The sequence below is a fragment of the Streptomyces sp. NPDC090798 genome, from assembly GCF_044768965.1.
In the GTDB taxonomy this organism is placed as follows: Bacteria; Actinomycetota; Actinomycetes; order Streptomycetales; family Streptomycetaceae; genus Streptomyces.
Genome location: NZ_JBIVXA010000015.1, coordinates 192075 through 208736 on the forward strand (window position 1 = coordinate 192075; position 16662 = coordinate 208736).

15 protein-coding genes and 1 pseudogene are annotated in these 16662 nt (G+C 66.6%); 5 read left to right on the plus strand and 11 right to left on the minus strand.

All coding sequences use genetic code 11. From position 1 onward, the window contains the following. Positions 1 to 430: 430 nt before the first annotated feature. The 11 genes from ACIQTP_RS30140 to ACIQTP_RS30190 all read right to left on the minus strand — a co-directional run bounded on the left by ACIQTP_RS30140 (position 431) and on the right by ACIQTP_RS30190 (position 11245). Positions 431 to 2992: a serine/threonine protein kinase gene (locus tag ACIQTP_RS30140; protein ID WP_403405526.1), complete on the minus strand. Its 2562-nt coding sequence runs from the start codon at positions 2990 to 2992 to the stop codon at positions 431 to 433. Continuing rightward, positions 2970 to 3707, minus strand: a complete 738-nt coding sequence (locus tag ACIQTP_RS30145; RefSeq protein ID WP_403405529.1) for a hypothetical protein — start codon at positions 3705 to 3707, stop codon at positions 2970 to 2972. Before ACIQTP_RS30145 ends, ACIQTP_RS30140 begins: the two co-directional genes overlap by 23 nt. A 110-nt stretch (positions 3708 to 3817) precedes the next feature. Beyond that, positions 3818 to 4267, minus strand: a complete 450-nt coding sequence (locus ACIQTP_RS30150) for a hypothetical protein (RefSeq protein WP_403405532.1) — start codon at positions 4265 to 4267, stop codon at positions 3818 to 3820. Positions 4268 to 4599: 332 nt separating this feature from the next. Further along, positions 4600 to 4755 carry a hypothetical protein gene (locus ACIQTP_RS30155; RefSeq protein ID WP_403405535.1) on the minus strand — a complete coding sequence of 52 codons (156 nt, stop codon included), beginning with the start codon at positions 4753 to 4755 and terminating at the stop codon, positions 4600 to 4602. Between the two features lie 465 nt (positions 4756 to 5220). Continuing rightward, entirely contained in the window at positions 5221 to 5613 is a 393-nt protein-coding gene (locus ACIQTP_RS30160; RefSeq protein ID WP_403405538.1) for a hypothetical protein, read from the minus strand. Positions 5614 to 5743: 130 nt separating this feature from the next. Then, positions 5744 to 5950: a hypothetical protein gene (locus ACIQTP_RS30165; protein ID WP_403405541.1), complete on the minus strand. Its 207-nt coding sequence runs from the start codon at positions 5948 to 5950 to the stop codon at positions 5744 to 5746. A 4-nt stretch (positions 5951 to 5954) separates the two neighbouring features. After that, on the minus strand, positions 5955 to 7196 hold the full coding sequence (locus ACIQTP_RS30170) for a hypothetical protein (protein WP_403405544.1): 1242 nt from the start codon (positions 7194 to 7196) through the stop codon (positions 5955 to 5957). A gap of 2 nt (positions 7197 to 7198) precedes the next feature. Continuing rightward, positions 7199 to 7636 (minus strand): hypothetical protein, encoded by a 438-nt coding sequence (locus ACIQTP_RS30175; protein ID WP_403405547.1) that lies wholly within the window; start codon positions 7634 to 7636, stop codon positions 7199 to 7201. Between the two features lies 1 nt (position 7637). Then, positions 7638 to 8936 carry a type VII secretion-associated serine protease mycosin gene (gene mycP, locus ACIQTP_RS30180; protein WP_403405550.1) on the minus strand — a complete coding sequence of 433 codons (1299 nt, stop codon included), beginning with the start codon at positions 8934 to 8936 and terminating at the stop codon, positions 7638 to 7640. Positions 8937 to 8938: 2 nt separating this feature from the next. Further along, positions 8939 to 10624: a hypothetical protein gene (locus ACIQTP_RS30185; protein WP_403405553.1), complete on the minus strand. Its 1686-nt coding sequence runs from the start codon at positions 10622 to 10624 to the stop codon at positions 8939 to 8941. 60 nt (positions 10625 to 10684) lie between these two features. Continuing rightward, positions 10685 to 11245 (minus strand): hypothetical protein, encoded by a 561-nt coding sequence (locus ACIQTP_RS30190; protein WP_403405556.1) that lies wholly within the window; start codon positions 11243 to 11245, stop codon positions 10685 to 10687. A 492-nt stretch (positions 11246 to 11737) separates the two neighbouring features. On the opposite strand from ACIQTP_RS30190, the gene ACIQTP_RS30195 reads away from it, so the two are divergent. The 5 genes and pseudogenes from ACIQTP_RS30195 to ACIQTP_RS30215 all read left to right on the plus strand — a co-directional run bounded on the left by ACIQTP_RS30195 (position 11738) and on the right by ACIQTP_RS30215 (position 16652). Continuing rightward, complete coding sequence (locus ACIQTP_RS30195; RefSeq protein ID WP_403405559.1) at positions 11738 to 12199, plus strand: amino acid ABC transporter permease; 462 nt, start codon at positions 11738 to 11740, stop codon at positions 12197 to 12199. After that, positions 12196 to 14127 carry an alpha/beta hydrolase gene (locus ACIQTP_RS30200; protein WP_403405562.1) on the plus strand — a complete coding sequence of 644 codons (1932 nt, stop codon included), beginning with the start codon at positions 12196 to 12198 and terminating at the stop codon, positions 14125 to 14127. Before ACIQTP_RS30195 ends, ACIQTP_RS30200 begins: the two co-directional genes overlap by 4 nt. 113 nt (positions 14128 to 14240) lie before the next feature. Continuing rightward, complete coding sequence (locus ACIQTP_RS30205; RefSeq protein ID WP_403405565.1) at positions 14241 to 14735, plus strand: hypothetical protein; 495 nt, start codon at positions 14241 to 14243, stop codon at positions 14733 to 14735. 594 nt (positions 14736 to 15329) lie between these two features. Continuing rightward, positions 15330 to 16186: pseudogene (locus tag ACIQTP_RS30210) on the plus strand (hypothetical protein). A 94-nt stretch (positions 16187 to 16280) separates the two neighbouring features. Beyond that, entirely contained in the window at positions 16281 to 16652 is a 372-nt protein-coding gene (locus ACIQTP_RS30215; RefSeq protein ID WP_403405568.1) for a malic enzyme-like NAD(P)-binding protein, read from the plus strand. The last annotated feature ends 10 nt before the right edge of the window (positions 16653 to 16662 follow it).

Genomic DNA, 16662 nt, shown 5'->3' on the forward strand with positions numbered 1-16662 from the left:
GATGCCTTCGACGCTGCTGTGGAGCCGGAAGCCCGACAAACTCTGGGAGGAGTACTTCCAGGAGACCATCGCCCAGGCACTCGAGCGCCACCGCGCTACGTGACGGGCGCACTGGCCTGTGCGCTGAGCGCGCTGTTGCGCAAGTTCACGCCCGAGGAAGTCACCACTGGGGCGGCATGGCGGATCGGTAGAGATTGACCGCACGATGGCTGGCTACCGACTGGTCACACGGCGGCCGTCGACCGGATGTGCCGTGGTGCCAGACGGCCGGGAACCGGGGCTGACAAGTGACGGCCACCCAGGAGTCGCGTTCCAGTCCGAGTCGAGTGATCGGCCTGAGGTTCCCCTTGTGGCGGCTGCGCCGCCTGGAGCAGCGCCGCGGCAGGAAGTAAGTGCCGGGCATCCGAGCGCCGGTGTCGGTTGCCGCATGTCACGGTGAGGCGTGGCGGGGTACATCGCACTGGCGGCGGGCAGCGGTGTAGTCGAGGGCGCCACCGTTCAGGAGGTATGTAGGGTCGTATTCGCTGACTATGGCCAGGCATTCGGGCTCCGTACTGGTTTGCACGGTGCCAGGGTCGAGCGCGGCGGATTGATCGCTGCCTTCGGTCGCGTTCACGGTCAGGTCGAGACAGCTCTGCGAGGGATCGTCCCCGTCCGGAGTGGAGCCGCGCGCCGCGGCGTCCAGGTAGAGGACGGCGTCGGCGCAGTCCAGTGGCATGGAGACCGGAGTGGAACGCAGCGAAGCGATGACATCGTCGACCTGGGCATTCTGCGCTTCGGTCAGTTTTCCGTAGGTGTACAGCACATAGTGGGGCCGGGGCAGGAACCAGACCCTGTGTACGGCGGCGCGGGTGCGGTTGTAGTCGGGCAGGACATCCGTGTGCACGGTGTACGACTGCGCCTGTGTGCCTCCGATCCTCATGAGCTTGACGGGGTCGACGCTCGTGACGGTCTGCTCACGCACATCCGTGCCGATCACGGCTGTGCCGCCGGCGGCGGGGTCGGCTCCGCCGGTGGAGAAGCGCTTGGTGAACATGCCGAAGTCGGAGTTCTCCGTGTCGTTGGCGCCACCTTTGACGGAGGTCATCCCCGGCGCCCATTCGATGGCGAGCCCGGCGTTATCCGCCGCGTCGACCGGCGAGAGGTTCATCGCGTATTTACTGTCCATGCCGTCGTCGGAGTTGAGGCTGTCCTGGGGCACTGCGGTCGCGTCCCAAGAAGCAGGCGTGGTGACCCGCAGTCCGCCGAACAGGGTGGTGATCGTCGGTGTCGGGGTGGGCGTGGCCGTGGGGCTTGGCGACGGGCTCGCACTCGGGCTCGTGGGCGATGAACCGACAGCCGTCGGTGGGTCGGCTGCGCGAGTGGCGGCCGGTGAGGAAGTGGCCGGCTTCGCCGTCGGCTTGTCGTGGCCGTTCGCGGCGAGGGCGACCGCACACGTCGTCACCGCGCCCCCGAGCAGTGCCACCATCAGGATCCTGCCCTTGTGCGGGCGCCGTCGACCGGTCGTGGTCCGAGACTCAGGCTGACCGGTGCCAGCCGCGGCCTGCGGTCGGTCCAACGACCGGCCGACAGGGGGGACGGGACCGGGAGAGGCGCCACTCGGTACTCCACCGCCGACTCCTGGCTCCGGTTTGCGCTGGCCCCAGCCCGCGCCGGGGGCCGACGGCTGAGCCGAGCCCCTGACGAGGTCGTCGACTTTTTCCGTGGCCGCGTCGACCGCTCGTGTCAGGTCAGCGCGATCGAGCCATCCACCCCGGGTGAACTCGGCTCGGATGTCGCCCAGTTCGGTACGGGTCACATGCAACGCCGTGTGAGCATGCCGCCGTTCGTTGGCGTGCGCCTGGGACTCGGTGATCGCCGCGTGCAGGGATTCGAGCGCGGCTTCGCTCTCTGCCAGCGCTTCGTGGGCTGACTGGCCACTGCGCCAGTCTCCGCACGCGACGAATGGAACGATCTCTGCCAGGTCGGCCTCGGCGGCCGGAACGTCCCACTCAGAGTCCTGAAGGTTCACGGTGGGCCACTCGTCGGGATCCCCGTCCGGTCGTGTGAGGGCGACCGTCGGGAATGCCACCGTGCCCTTCACTCCCAACAGCCGAGCGACCTGCTCGGCGATCTGCCCGGCCGATGGGCGCAGTTCGGCAGTGTGGTGCAACGCGGCGATGACCGGTTCACGCAGCAGCTCAGGCACGGACGACAGGTCCGGCCGGCCGTGGAGGATGCGGCTGTCACGCCCGATGGAGGGCCCGTACGGATGGGTGCCCGCAGCCGCGTAGGCGACCAGGATGCCCCAGGTGAAGATGTCGCACTCGGGACCGCTGCTGCCGTGGAGAAGCTGCTCGGGCGCCATCCAGCCCTCGGTGCCGGGCTGCCGGAGCCTGGTGATGGCGGTGGAGTCGGGGTGGTGTGCGATACCGAAATCGACGACGCGTGGGCCGTCAGCGGCAAGGATGACGTTCTGCGGTTTGAGATCGCGGTGAGCCACGCCCGCAGCGTGGATACATGCGAGGGCGTGCGCGACCGCGGCGGCGAAGGTGAGCAGGTTGCTGCCCTGCAGCGGGCCATCGACCTGTACCTGCCGTTGCAGGGTGTTGCCGGGCACGTAGGGCATCGCCAGCCAAGGAAGATCCGCGTCCGGGTCGGCGTCGATCAACCGGACCAGGTAGGGGCCCGACACCTTGCGCAGGAGGTCGACTTCGCGGGCGAACCGGGCACGATGGGGAGCATCGGAGGCGAACTCGGGTCTGATCGTCTTCACTGCTGTCGGCTCGCCGGTGCCGGGGTGGTAGGCGAAGTGGATCGTGCCCATACCTCCTTCACCAATGGGGCGCAGGGGCGTGTAGGGACCGATGCGCGACGGCAGGCTCACCGCGTGCTCCTTGCTGATCGACGAGGCTTCCGAGGGCTTCGGGGTGCCTACGGTGGGACGGGCGTCGGCGGGAAAGAGGAATGGGGCCCGGTTCCAGCGCTGGTCAGTGGACCGGCGTCCAGACACCGCAGTTGTCCGACGTGAACGTGCTGTCGGATTCCCTGATGTGCACAGTGATCGCTCGCGCCGCTGTGGCCCACCCGTTGTCGATCACATCGCCGTTCACGGCGGTGCGCTCCCAGTAGCAGTCGGATAGGTCGCCTGCCGTGCGGTACGTGCCCGCGGGTATCTGTCCCGGCTTGCTGCCGATGTCGTATGTGTCGTCCGTGATCCAACGGTCGTAGCGGCCGGAGAGACTTGCCGCCAGGGTCCTGGTCCATTTCGGGCAGAGCGCCGGTATGCCCGCCCTCAGTGCGGCCGCGCCGGATTCCGCGGACGTCGCGCGCATCGCAAGGGCCTGCGCCACGGACTCGCCCGCCTGGTCAGGGGCGCTGTCGGTCTCGCCCGCCATGTCGCACGCATCCTGGGTGAACTCGGACGCCGACGATCCCGACAGGTCCCATTTCTTCGCATGCCCGAGGGTGTCGAGCCGCTGTGCCGGCGTCTGTGCGGCAGTCTCCCGCGCCGTGGAGGGAACGGACCGCGGCATCGCGGAGAGCGAGGGCTTCGGCGCCGCGGAGGACGGGGCGACGGACGCCGAGTCAGCCGATGCCTGCGCGGCCTGGGGGCCTTCATCGGACGGCTCACCGAAGGCGATCACCAGCGTGCTGACGCATGCGACGGCGAGCAGGGTGCCTACTCGACGCATACGGCGTGCCGGCAGGAAGGATGGGTGGAACACGTGAGCTCCAGAGGTGCACGGGGACCAGGGCGGTCAGGCTCGCCGAGCCCGGAGTTCGGAGTTTGGGTGAATGGACTCGCTGGGGAGGGAAGGGCGTTGCGGGAGAGCCGTCACTCCGTCGGAGACGCCGCTACGGCCGGCAGCGCGTCGTCGTCATCGGACACAGGGAACGTCTTCGGAAACCCGCCGGCCCACCAAGGCGCGTACGCGACCGCCGACCCACTGCCGACGGCGATCAGCAGCGCGACGACTGCGGTCGTCCATCCCTTCGTCAGCACGATGATTGGCGCGGCCGCGGCGAGAGACGTGGCAACCGCCGTGGCCCACGCCTCGAGCTGACGGGACGGAACGAAGGGGCGCTGCTCGCCCCAGGCATGCACGATCGCATACGCAAGGCAGGGAATCGCCAAGGCGAATCCGGCGAACCAGGCCCAACGCCACTCGGCCAGGACCCACATGACGGCCGTCCACACCAGCCAGCAGACCGCACCGACGACGAGGAGGCCGAGCAGGACAGCGCAACCAAGCGCTGTGTCATCCCGGTTGTCAGATCGAGCCATGTTCCCTCATGTTTCAGACATCTGCGCCACCTGTCCTTGCGCGCTTGGAGTATAGATGTGATGAGCATGTAAAGGAACGTTGGTCGTGTCGTGGATTGAAGCGGGCGAAGAGCCCACGCTCGCCTCAGGGCTTAGGTCACTGAGCCGCCTCCCGGCACCCAACCCTGAGCATCCGCTGGGGTGTCGTTCGAACGCCGCGGCCCGACCATGCGCTCATGCCAGCGGCGGAAGGCCTCAACACGCCTTGAGGGCGTCCAGCCTGGTGCTGGAGGTTATGCCTGACCAGGGATTCGTTGCCGAGACCGCCGTACGAACGCCGCCCGCTCCTCGACTTAGATCCGGTTGGCGACGCTGTCCTTGCCGCTGGCGGAGGCCGAGGCGACCGAACCCCCGGTAAGTTCAGCCAGTCGCGCGGCACAGCAGTCATACGCGTGGTCCACCGCCTTCTGCTCGACGGCGATGATCTCGTCACGTGCGGTGGTGCCCATGTGCATCCCTCCCTTGCGACGCCCCGAATGAAGGACGCCGCTACGGGCCCCGTACCCCGGCGAAAGAATCATCAGAGATCGGTTGATGACACCCAGTCAGGGGTCCAATTCTCGGACCAGCTCGCCGACCTCCGTCCGCCAGGCGAGGACCTGGTCGTGCGTGGGGGCCGATCTCGTACTGGTGGTAGTGGCACCCCAGACACAGGTGAGACCAGACGGCCTTGGCCCGGCGGGCGGTCTCCGCCGCGGTGTAGCAGCGCAGGCAGAGCATTCGGGCCTGCCCCGTGGTCCTGGACAGCCCTGGCACCGCGGCGTCCAGTACCTGGCCGACCGCGATCTCCAGGGCGGTCCGCCGTGCCAGGGCCGCTCCGCGGTGACGGCCGGAGGCCGTGGCGCCGAGGTCGCCGGTGAGGAGCCGGTCGGCCGTCAGCAGGAGGTCTTCGACGGAGGTGGCAGGACCGATCATCACGCGGTCACCTCCGGCTTGCGCACCTTCTGCGCCAGGAACTCGATGTCCTTCACGAATCGGCGCGCGTCAGCGATCTGTGCGCCTCCGGAATGGGCACCCATCTGGCACTGCTTGATGAGGTACGCGGCCTGCGCTCCGTAGCGGGTGCGCAGCTCCTGGTCGACGTCGGCGGTGCGCCCGATGTCGCGGAACAGGGCCAGCGCCGCGATCTTCCTGAACTTGTCGGCGTCGCCGACGGCGGCGTGCAGTGCGTGCTCGGAACCGTGGGAGCGTTGGTGCCGGACCCAGGCGGCTTCGAGAAAGGCGTTTTCCAGGGCGATACGGCACAGGCTGGGCAGCACATGGGTCCGCGCCGCCGACGGAAGGCCCGGGGTGCTGACGATGGCCATGGAGTCGGCGAGCGCCGGGCGTCGTCCGACACTGGGTCTACTCCGCCATCGCAAACCTGGTCAGGTCTCGCGAACGGATTGGTCCTTCGGCCGCCGACCCCAAGTCACCCCCGACGTCGGCCAAGGCATCTCATCTGAAGAAGCCGACCGCGATGAAGAATGCCCCCAGAGGGATCCAGAAACCGCCCACGAGACGCAGTGTTTTCGGTGTGGCGGTTCCAACCGTTGGGTTCGTTTGAGCGAAGACACGAAAGGCGCGTTCAGCCGCCCCGCCGAGATTTGTAGCGAAGAGAATCCCAACTACGAAGAAGATGATTCCAATCATCCCGAAGAACATGGATTTATTTTCCCTTCCCGCTTTCCCACAGGGTCCATCCGTCTGCGTTACTAAACCCCGTGGAAGCTTCGTTGCCCAAGCCTGCACCTATACCGTACGAGGCTGTGCCGACGGGGTCGCCTTTCGAGTTGGTTGTCCCGATTGCGTTCTGATGGGCCCCCCAAAAACCAAGACCGGCGTGGAGTGATCCCGACTTGTCCCAACCCGCACCCTTCAGTTGACTGATGTCGTCGGCGTTGCTCTTTACGACTCCGACATTTGCAGCGGCGCCGAAGTCCCAACCTGCGGTAGTGCTCCCTCCGGAATACATCAAGTTAAGTTGGTTGCGGCCGTCCGGAGTGCGGGTTTCGACGAGAGAAATCGATCCGGAAATGCCCACACCGAACCCGAGAGAGCCGCCGATCGTAATCCCTTGGGTGTTGTTGTAGCCGGTAGCGTCTGCGGCGCCTTCAATCACCGTGCCCACGAGCTTCGTACCCAGACCGCCGGGCTGCTGTGAAAATATCTGAGCGCCATTCCCGATACCCCTGAGGATGGTCTTAAGGGTACTGTCGCTGGACTCCTTCTCCTTTTTCCTACGCTCGGCTTCGGCTTTCTGCTCCGCTTCTTCCAGTTTGGCCTCCTGTTCGTATGTCTCGATGTCGCCGGCTGCGGCCCCGTTGAAGTTGTGGCCCTGGCCCAGGGGGTCCAACGCGCGCTCGTACCAGCTCTTGACCCCGGCTGCCTCGCGCAGAGCGCTTTCGACGATCTGGTCCTCGTCGTCGACCGCTTGCACAGCATCCTTGATCTTCTTCGTCCAGTCGGCCTCGGCCTCTTTCACCTGCGACACGTACGTGGGGTAGTCCGGTTCGTGCCTGAAGGGGGCGAGTTTAGTGAAGTCGTAGACCGCCTCGCCTTTGCTGTTGACGGTCATGTCGTCCTTCTTCGCCTGCTCGACCAAGCCCTTCACGCGGCCGATCAGCTGGGAGAACCGCTCGTAGGCGTCCCGGAGAAGCGAGGCCATGGCGCGGGCCTCCGTCTGCGCATCGGTGAACTGCTTGCGTGTGACCGCAAACCGCGAGGCGGCCGCGTCGGCGCTGACGCCGACCCATCTACCGTCGCTCGCAAAGGACTCCACCTTCGCCCCGTACAGGCGCCCCAGGTCGTCAAAACCGCCGGCCATGTCGTCCCAGTCCTTGGCCGCCGTGATCAACACACCCAGGTTGATGGTGACCACGTCCTGATAGGTGAGCTTGCCCGTGGCCATCTCTAGCCCTCCCGACGGGTCTCGTGCCCCGTGTCGATCTGCACTATCTGGCCGCCGATGCCGAAGTCGAGGTACTGGAAGTCCTGATGGGTCTTCTCCAGCGCCGTCTGGTCTTCCCCCAGGCGCCCTTTCAGGCTCTTGACCTGCAGGTCCCATTCCTCATGCGCGGCCTTGAGCCCGGAGCCGGTAGCCCAGCCGCTGAATTCCCGGACGGTCGCCGACGAGGATTCATCGGCATGGCTGCCGGCAGTGTCCGTGTCGGGCCGAATCTCATTCCGTAGCGACTTGACCGCAGCTTTCTTCCCCGATTTGTTCGTCTTGAGGTCGGCCGATTCTCCGGTGCCGCCCCCGCCTGCGGCAGCAGCGCTGTCCAGTCGCATGCCTTCCTGCCTGCGGACCAGTGCATCGGCCTTCAACTGCTCCCACTCGTCCCACGCCATGTCAGGTCCTCCCCCCGTGGTTGCTGTCTCCGTACGGCCAGCCAGTCGGCCCGGGGCCCGGCGGCACGGCCGCCTGCGCAAGGCCCGCCGCCGCAACGCGTCGGCGCCTGCGCACCGCACCGGCGACAAGCACCGCACCGGTAAGGAAGGCGGCTCCAACGCCCGTGAGAATCCAGGGCGTTGCGCTGGTGGTTCCGGAAGCCGCAGCCGCCGGTTTCCCCTCAGGCTGTGCGGAAGCGGAGGCCGCCCCGTCGGACGCCTCGGACGCCGCCTGTTTGAAGTCGGGCAGCGGGTACACGTCGGCTGGGCCGGGACTGCCAGGGTTCGTCAGCGCGATGCGGGGCCGTACGGTGCCGTAGCCGAGATAGTCGGTGCGCTTCTTGCCGTTCTTGGGTTTGCTCGCGGTGTTGAGCATGACCCGCAGGACCTGGTTGTTCGTCCAGTCGGGGTGCTTGGACCAGATCAGGGCGGCGGATGCGGAGGCGATGGCGGTGGCGTCGCTGGTGCCGTGCGTCTTGCACAGTTCCGTACCGCCGAGGCAGGCGGCGACCATGTCCTCGCCCGGTGCGGCCAGATCGACCTGGGGACCGTGCTGGGACTCCTGCGTCGCCTTGACGTTTCTGCCGATCGCTCCGACGCCGGCCACGCCGGGAGTTGCCGCCGGGTACTCCAGCTCGTTGAGGCCGGCGCCGTCGTTGCCTACGCCCGCGAAGATCAGCTTGTCCTTGGACAGCGCGTAGGCGACGGACTCGTTCAGCTGCTGTGAATGCGCTTTGCTCGCCTGTGAGATGTTGATGACCTGGGCATCCGAGTCGGCCGCGTACCGGATGGCCTTCGCCATATAGGCGGGGTAGTCGTCCGGGTTGCCGTCACTACGGCTCTGCTCGATGAAGTCCGGAATGCGGATCGGGAGGATCTTCGCCCCCGGGGCCAGGCCGTAGGAACCTGTCACTCGGCCTTTGGCGCCGGTTCCGGCGATAAGGACGGCCATGCTGGTGCCGTGGCCGTCGTAGTCCGAGTGTTCGTCCCCGGGGTGCCTGGAGTAGTCCTTGCCCGACAGGACCTGGCCGCGCAGGTCGGGGATGTCGCCCTGGACACCGGTGTCGATCACGGCGACCGTGATGCCCTTGCCCGTGCTGGTCTTCCACATCTGCTCGGCCCGCATGGCATCCAGGTACCACTGCCGGTCGCGGACGGTGTCGGCGTACGCGGGCGTCACGGCGACGCCCGCCAACAGGACGCCGGCGACGGCCGCTACGACCTGGCCGTGCCGTGCGGCCTGCTTGCTGCGGGTGCGCATGGTCATCCTTCTCGTCGTGCGTGTCCGTCGGGACCGCCGGGCAGGCGGGGCGTGCTCGGCCGGCCGTCTTCGTCCTCTGCCCTCTGATTCGCGCGGTTGCGCGACCGCTCGTCACGGGCGGAGCGGTCACCACCGTATGGGGCAGGGGCGATGGCGGAGGCACCGCGGGCTGCTCCGCCGCTCTGCGGCCGGACGCCGTCTGCGTCCGATCCCCGTACGAGTTCGGCGCGCCCTGAGGTGAGCCCCGCCCGTCCACGCTGTCGGGATGTCTTGGGCTGCCCGCCGACGATCCCATTGGACTGTGCAAGCGGGCGGGCGCTCTTCGCCGCGCTTTCGGGGTTTGTCGTGCGGTCGTTGCCGCGGGGCGGCGAGGTGCCAGGGCCGGATCCTCTTGGTGCGGTGCCACGGCCCATGGGAGGCTGCTGCTGACTCGGAGTGCCGCCGACAACGGTGCCGCGTGGAATCGCACCAGCAGGTCGTCCGTTCGTTGGCGATGCGGGGCGGCCACCGGTGATGCCGTCGGCGCCTCTGGCCGCACCAGGGACGGCCGGTCCACGCCCAGGGGCCTGCGGCTGGCTACCGGACATGTCGGGGCCGAAGGGGCCGGTGAGTCCGCGCCCCGGCACGCGTGAAGCTCCCGACGTGGCCGAGCCGGAAGGCGTGGGCACAGGGCCCCGGCCTCCGTACACGGCTCGTCCCTCGCTTCCCCGAACGCTGGGCGGAATCGTCGTACCCGCCCCGAAGGCGGGTGGTAGAAGTCCGGTCGGCGACGACGTCCTGACGCTCACATCGCCTGCGCCCGAGGAGGGAGCCGAAGCGGACGGTGGAACCGTGGGGGCGGACGGGAGCGTGCTGACGCTGTCGATCGCCGTGTTTGTCGTTTCCGGCAGGCGGCCTGGCGTCGTGTCCGGCACTACTGGCAAGACCGCCATGTGGTGGCTCGCGGCTACCCGTGGAGTCGGGCTCGTTCCGCTTGAACTGATGCCGATGGCAGCCTTGTGAACGGACGTCTGAGCTTGTGTCATCGTCCCCTGGCCTGCCGCGCCGCCGGAAGACGGGGCAGAAATGTGGGTGCCGCCATGAATCCCGGGGGGCACGAACTGCTTCGGCAGCTCCGGAAACTCGGGCGCCTCCAGCGCGTCGATCTGCTCCGTCGAGGCGGTGTACGACTGGGCCAGCTTCATCATCTGCCCGGCCGCCTCGGCGCTGTGGTTGGCGTACTGGGTCTTGGCCTTCGTCACCTCGGAGTCCGTGGGGCCGCCATCGTGGTTACCGACGTCGGTCGCCTTTGCCGCGTGCGCGTCGAGCACCGACCGTGCGGTGGCACTCTGCCTGCGCAGGATCTCCAGCTGGGGCTTGACCTCGTGGAGCGTGTCCGCGGCGTGGCCCAGCCACTTGCCTGCGGTTTCGCTGTAGTCGCCCAGGCCCAGAGTGGCCAGCGCGGCCTGGTGGCACCAGGTCCGGAACGCCTCGCCGCCCTCGCCGTCCCACTCGACCGCCAGGCTGTGCGTGCGCAGGTCGCTGCCGATGTCCTTGATCGTCTTGGCGGCCTGGGTCAGCAGGTCGCCGAGGTCCGTGGCTGTCGCACCGTCCGCGGGTTCGACCATGGCCCACAGTTGTTCGGGGTCGTGGGCCAGGAACCGGGTCTGCTTGACCATCTCCCAAGCCCGGCTGCCCAGATCAGACATGGAGCCGCCCTGCCTTCCCAACCTCGGGCACCGTGTTGCCGCTTTTCTCCGACACGGACATCACAGGCCACCGGCTTCCGCGTCCGTCGGCGGGGAGCCCTGCTGGTCACGACCCGACTCTTTCGACCCGTTGCCGGTGTGTGCCCTCGCCCCCGGACCCGCCTTGTCGACGAGCAACTTGTCTGCCTCGATCCGGATCCGGCTCAGGCGGTCGCGGATGTGGTCATCCAGGTTGTGGTAGTTGCTCTTCGACGCGTCGACCGTGACGACCAGTCCCTCGATCTGAAGCGCCAGCATCTTGGACAGGTTCTCCAGGCGGGAGTGCACGCGGGTGTAGGCGGTGTGCAGCGCGTCGGCCTCGTCGAAGTTCCCCAGCCGTCCCGTCGGCAGGGCACCGTCCGCGATCCTGCGCGGGGCGGCCTTCGACTCCTCCAGCTGGGTCAGGAGGTCATCGACCCGCTTTTTGAAGGTCGTCAGCGTTTCACCCTCGACGCGCAGCGCCTGGGCCACGGCGGCACCGACACCCACGAAGGGCCCTATGCCCGCCGCTGCGATCACCCCGGCAGCCGCTTCCAGTCCAGCGGCAGTTGCCTGCGGATCCCCCGTGCTGTCAACCACCATGTCCTCCCCGTACGGCTGACTTCGCAGCGAGTACCTTCGGCCTCTCACCGGCAATGCCTCTGACATTCCCGTTCGTAACAGGAGCAACTCCCGCAAGATAGTGGTGATCTTGCGTCTCCGCGGAATCCCATTGCCACCACGGAGTGAGGCTGGCTCAAAGCCGACCCATCACGCGTCGGAACCACTCCACTGCTGCCGTGTCCGACCTGCTGCCGGGCGGCAGCAGGTCGAGAGCGGGCAATCGCCCGGCGCGGAGATCGTGCTGTGAATGGCCGATGCGAGACGGTGGTTCGACTGTCCGCTCAACAGCGTTGCGCGGAAGCCTCACCACGTTGTGGCCACTGTGGCAGCAGGTCACCTCCGTGGACATGAGTACACGTACTCAGTCGCTGTGGCGGATCGCACGGATACAGTGCGTTGCGGCCGCCGGGTAACGTCCCCACCAGCAGGCTCAGGCAGCGCCGTGGAGGCGTACAGGGGGAGGGACCACTGGTGGCGTGGGACGAGTGGGAACAGATCAAGGCCGCGGCGGCCGAGCGCCACTCCACCCAGATGCAGCTCAATCAGCTGCCGGCCGATCCCGGCGGCAGTACTCCCACGAGCGGGTCGACGACCGGGACGGGCGGCGGCTCGGGCACTCTGCGGCACTCGAACGGGCCGTGGAGCCGTGCTGCGGGCACGGCGGACGACCTGAGAATCAGCACCCAGTCCACGAAGAACGGCTTGCAGTCCAGCCACACGGGTGTGCCGAACGGCGCCGCGGGCCTGGCAAGCCTGAGTGCGTTGACGACCGTACTTACCTCCTGGGAGAAGCGACTGGAGTCGGTGCGGGACGAGTGCGAGTCCCTGGAACCCAAGCTGCGCGCTGTCGCCCGGGACCTGGGTGAGGTGGACGGTGCCGTGGCCGCCAAGGCCCGCGCTGTGCATGTGTCGGAGGGGGGCAAGGACCGGTGACGTCGGTGCTGACCTGGCAGCAGCTGCGGGACCTGAAGCTGTCGGAACTGGATGACGCGGCCGATGGCTGGGCGAAGGTCTCGTACCACGCCGATGCCGCGGCCGAACGCGTCGATGCCGAGATGGCCGGCAGCCTGGCAAAGACGCAGGAGAGTGAGTCGGCGAAGGCCGCCGTCCGGCGCCTGAACCGCCTGAGCCGCAACTTCCACTACATCCGCACCGAGTGCGGGCTGATCCGCACCTCGGTGAACGGTCTCTCCACCGAACTTGCCGCTCCTCAGCGACGGTTGAAGGAAGCGCTGGACGACGCCACCGCCCTGTCGTACACGGTGCACGAGGACGGAAGCATTGGGTACCCGGCCGACGGCAAGAACGACCTGACCGGCGAGAAAATCCCCGGCGGAACGGTAGTCGGCAACAACGGCACGCTCACCTCGGGGAACAAAGGGCTGTACACGCCGGACGACAAGGGGCTGTACACGCCGGGCAGTGGCCCGGGGGGACCCGGCTTGATCAACCCCAACCCCAACAACGCCAAAGCGCAGGACATCGCAGACCGCATCGCCCACGCCCTGCGCGAGGCCCGGGAGATCGACGAACGCTACCGCCCGGCGCTGAGCAAGCTGAAGGCAGGATCGGGGCTGACGGTCGACGCGAAGACCTGGGTCGACGCCGCTGCCGACGCCCAGGCCGTACGGTCGGCAGCGGATTACCTGACAGACGACATCCCGCTCGACAAGTCCGCTGCCGCACGCAAGGAATGGTGGGACCACCTCACGCAGGAACAGCGGGAGGAGTACCTGGCGACATACCCAAACGTGATCGGGAACCTGGACGGCATCCCGGCCATGGCGAGGGACAAGGCGAACCGGGAGAATCTTCAGCTGCTCATCGGAAAACTCTCGGGGCAGCACGACGAGGGCTCGAAGACGATGCTGGACGGGCTGAAGTCGATTGACTACCAATTAAAGCACCCGGATCCGAAGTTCCCGCCGATTTACCTACTCGGAATCGGAGACGAGGGCAACGGTCGGGCCATTGTCAGTTACGGAAACCCTGACACATCGAAGAACGTGTCGGCTTATGTTCCGGGTCTGGGCACGGCTCTTGATGCAGAATTTGCCAAGAACGATCTCAAGAGGGCGCGTGACACGGCCAAAGATGCTCAATTCTACGATCCCTCAAGCGCTTCCATCGTTTGGCTGGGATATGATGCCCCGCAAATGCCGGCCTCAGAGTTGGTACGCAACGCGGACGTCGTGTCCATGGACGATGCCAAGGCCGGAGCGAATACCTACAACGATTTCATGGCTGGTATCTCGGCCACGAACGAGCATGCCGACCCCCACATCACCGCCATTGGTCACTCCTACGGCTCACTCACCGTTGGACAGGCAGCACAGCACGATGGCGGCATCCCGGGCGCCGATGACATCATCCTTGTGGGCAGCCCTGGCACAGGTGCAGACCATGCCGAGGAACTCAACGTCGGCAAGAACCACGTCTTCGTAGGTGCTGCCAACAACGACCCCGTGACAATGCTTCCCAACCACAGGGAAGCGGGTGGCATGGTCGTCGGCGCGGGGATCGGTGCTGTTGCGGGAAGCATCTTGGGGCATGAGTCGGGAAGTTATCTCGGGGACCTGGTCGGTGGAGCAGCTGGCGTAGCTGTGGGCGGAGTCGTCGGTCACGAGGTCGGGGGCGGTGCGACTGATCCCGACGAGATCTGGTTCGGAACCGACCCGGCGAGCCGGGACTTCGGTGCCCACCGCTTCCTCGTGGACGACGGGCCAAGACCGACGACCCACGATCCGGCGCCAGCTCACTCAAATTACTTCGACCCAGAAAAAGATAAAGAGTCCGCCAATAACATCACTCTGATTGTGGCGGGGCAGTCCGATAATATTGGAGTGGAACGACCTCGATGAAGAAACTATGGAGGACGCTTCCGACCGTTGCGGCGGCTGCTGTCATGCTGGCCGGTTGCGGTGCCGCGCAGAATACCGCAAAGCAGGTTTCAGGTGAAAGGCGGGGACCGACCATGAATATCACCATGCAGCAAGCAGCGGAACGCGCGGATGCCATGCTCGATGCGACTTTGGGTGCCATCGAGCCCGAAGTGCACTGGACTCACAGCGGGACTTCCACGGGTAGCTGTGATGTGTCTCGCTCGCGCACGGTGATGACCATCATCTCCAAGGAGCGCCGAGGAAACTTCCTTGGAGTCGTGCAGCGGTTCTGGGAAAAGAGCGGATACCAAATCAAATCCGTTAACAAGAGCGAGAAATTTCCCGCCATCTTCGCTCAGTCACCTGACGGATTCGGGATTTCCCTAGTTGTGGGCGGAGCGGGGCAGGTCGCCTTCGAGGTGGATTCCCCATGTGCCAAGCCGTCCAAGGTGGCAGACCCGACCGCTTCCCCCAACGGGCCCGACTACAACTATCCCATCCCCCGCCCCAACGTCCGATCCGACTTCTGGTCGGCGACCAGCCCGATTTCATCCTCCTCGCCGACGGCGTCGGCGAGTGAGCACTGAGCCAGGGCAGTGTGTCTCTCGGAGCAGTCTCGAATGGCGAGAGTCCGCCAAATCGACGAGTTCATCCTTTTCTATGGCAAACCACTCTTCGCCTATCTGCGCAGGGGCAGCCGCGACTCACTCTGAGCCTCGGCGCAGTCGGTCTTCGCAACCTCGGCCCTGGCCGGATACGCCTGCTGTCCTCAGATCACCTGCAGCGCGAAGATCTTTACGGGACAGTTTTCAGTCCTCTCCGGCCACGTATGGCCGGGCTTTGCTCCGCAATGGAGAGGTCTTGTCCCACACGTGCCAGCGTCCCCCGCAAACCGGATCAGTTCCGTAGGTTGCCTCTGCGGGAAAGTCGGGAACAGTTACCAGCCTGTCGGTGTCGCGCCTCCGCGGGAGACCAACCGGTTCGCCGGAGCATGCATGGATTGCTCAGTCGAGGTCGCAGCGGGTGCTGGGGCCTCCGCCAGTTCGCTCGGCAGGCTATGGACAGGGTGCGCTGACGGGCAGTGGGCCCGGCTGGAGCCGTCGTTGCTGGTGGGCAGGGAGTCGGGCCGGCCGCCGGCGCAGTCGCGGCGGAAGCTGAGCGACGGAATGCGGCGGCGGATCATGGCGCCGGAATGCGCAGGCTTCCCCGGTGGCACTGCCTGGAGAACGGGTCAAGCATGGAAACAGGGGCTGGACAGCTGGAATCATGTCCATAGATGGGTTTTCGTGCCGATACACGCGCATTCTGTCCTATTGGATCCGTTGACCGATCGGGGTACCGCTTTCACGACGGAGGAGCGGGAGCGCCTCGGGCTCGCGGGTCGGTTGCCGGACGCCGTGCTCACCCTTGACCAGCAGGCGATTCGTGCCTACGAGCAGTTGCAGCAGGAGCCGACCTATCTGGCGAAGTTCATCAATCTTGAGCAGGTGCACGGCCGCAACGAGGTGTTGTACTACCGGCTGCTGCAAGATCACCTCGCCGAGTTGCTGCCGGTCGTCTACGACCCGACGGTGGGTGAGGCGATCAAGCGGTACAGCCACGAGTACCGGGGCCCGCGCGGGGTGTTCTTGTCCATCGACCGGCTGGAGGATGTGCGCCGCTCGTTCGAGGCACTTCAGCTCCACCGGGATGAGGTCGATCTGGTGGTGGTCACCGAGGCAGAGGAGATCCTGGGTATCGGCGACTGGGGTGTGCGGGGCATCCAGATCTCGGTGGGCAAGTTCGCCGTCTACACCGCAGCGGCGGGGCTGCATCCCGCCCGCTGCCTACCGGTGGTCATGGACCGTACGACGCGTTCATCGAGAACTACCTGGAGACGGTCTCGGAGCTGTATCCGAATGCGCTGCTGCATTTCGAGGACTTCGGGCCGGGCGATGCCCGAGGCATCCTGGAGACGTACGGGCACCACTATCGGATGTTCAACGACGACATGCAGGGCACGGGGCGATCACCTCGGCCGCTGCGGTGTCGGCCTTGAAGATCATCGGCGAGTCCTTCGGTGACCAGCGCGTCGTGGTCTTCGGCGCCGGCACGGCCGGGGTGGGCATTGCCGACCAGCTGCGACGCACGCGATGGTCCGCGACGGACTGGAGCCCAAGGAGGCCACCCGCCGGGTGTGGCTGGTCGACAAGCTGGGGCTGCTGGTCGAGGGCATGCCGGACCTACGTGACTACCAGGCCCCCTACGCACGGCCGGCCTCGGAGGTGCAGGGCTGGGCGGACGGGAACATCGACCTGCTGACCACCGCCCGGCACGTCCGTCCCACCATGCTGATCGGCACCTCGACCACGCCAGGTGCCTTCGACAAAGAGGTCGTCACCGCCATGGCCGAGCACGTCGAGCGGCCGATCATCTTCCCGCTGTCCTACCCCACGGAGAAGGTCGAGGCCATGCCCGCCGACCTGCTGGCCAGGCGCCACAGGGCCGATCGGCAAGCACCGTGACCCGGCGCCC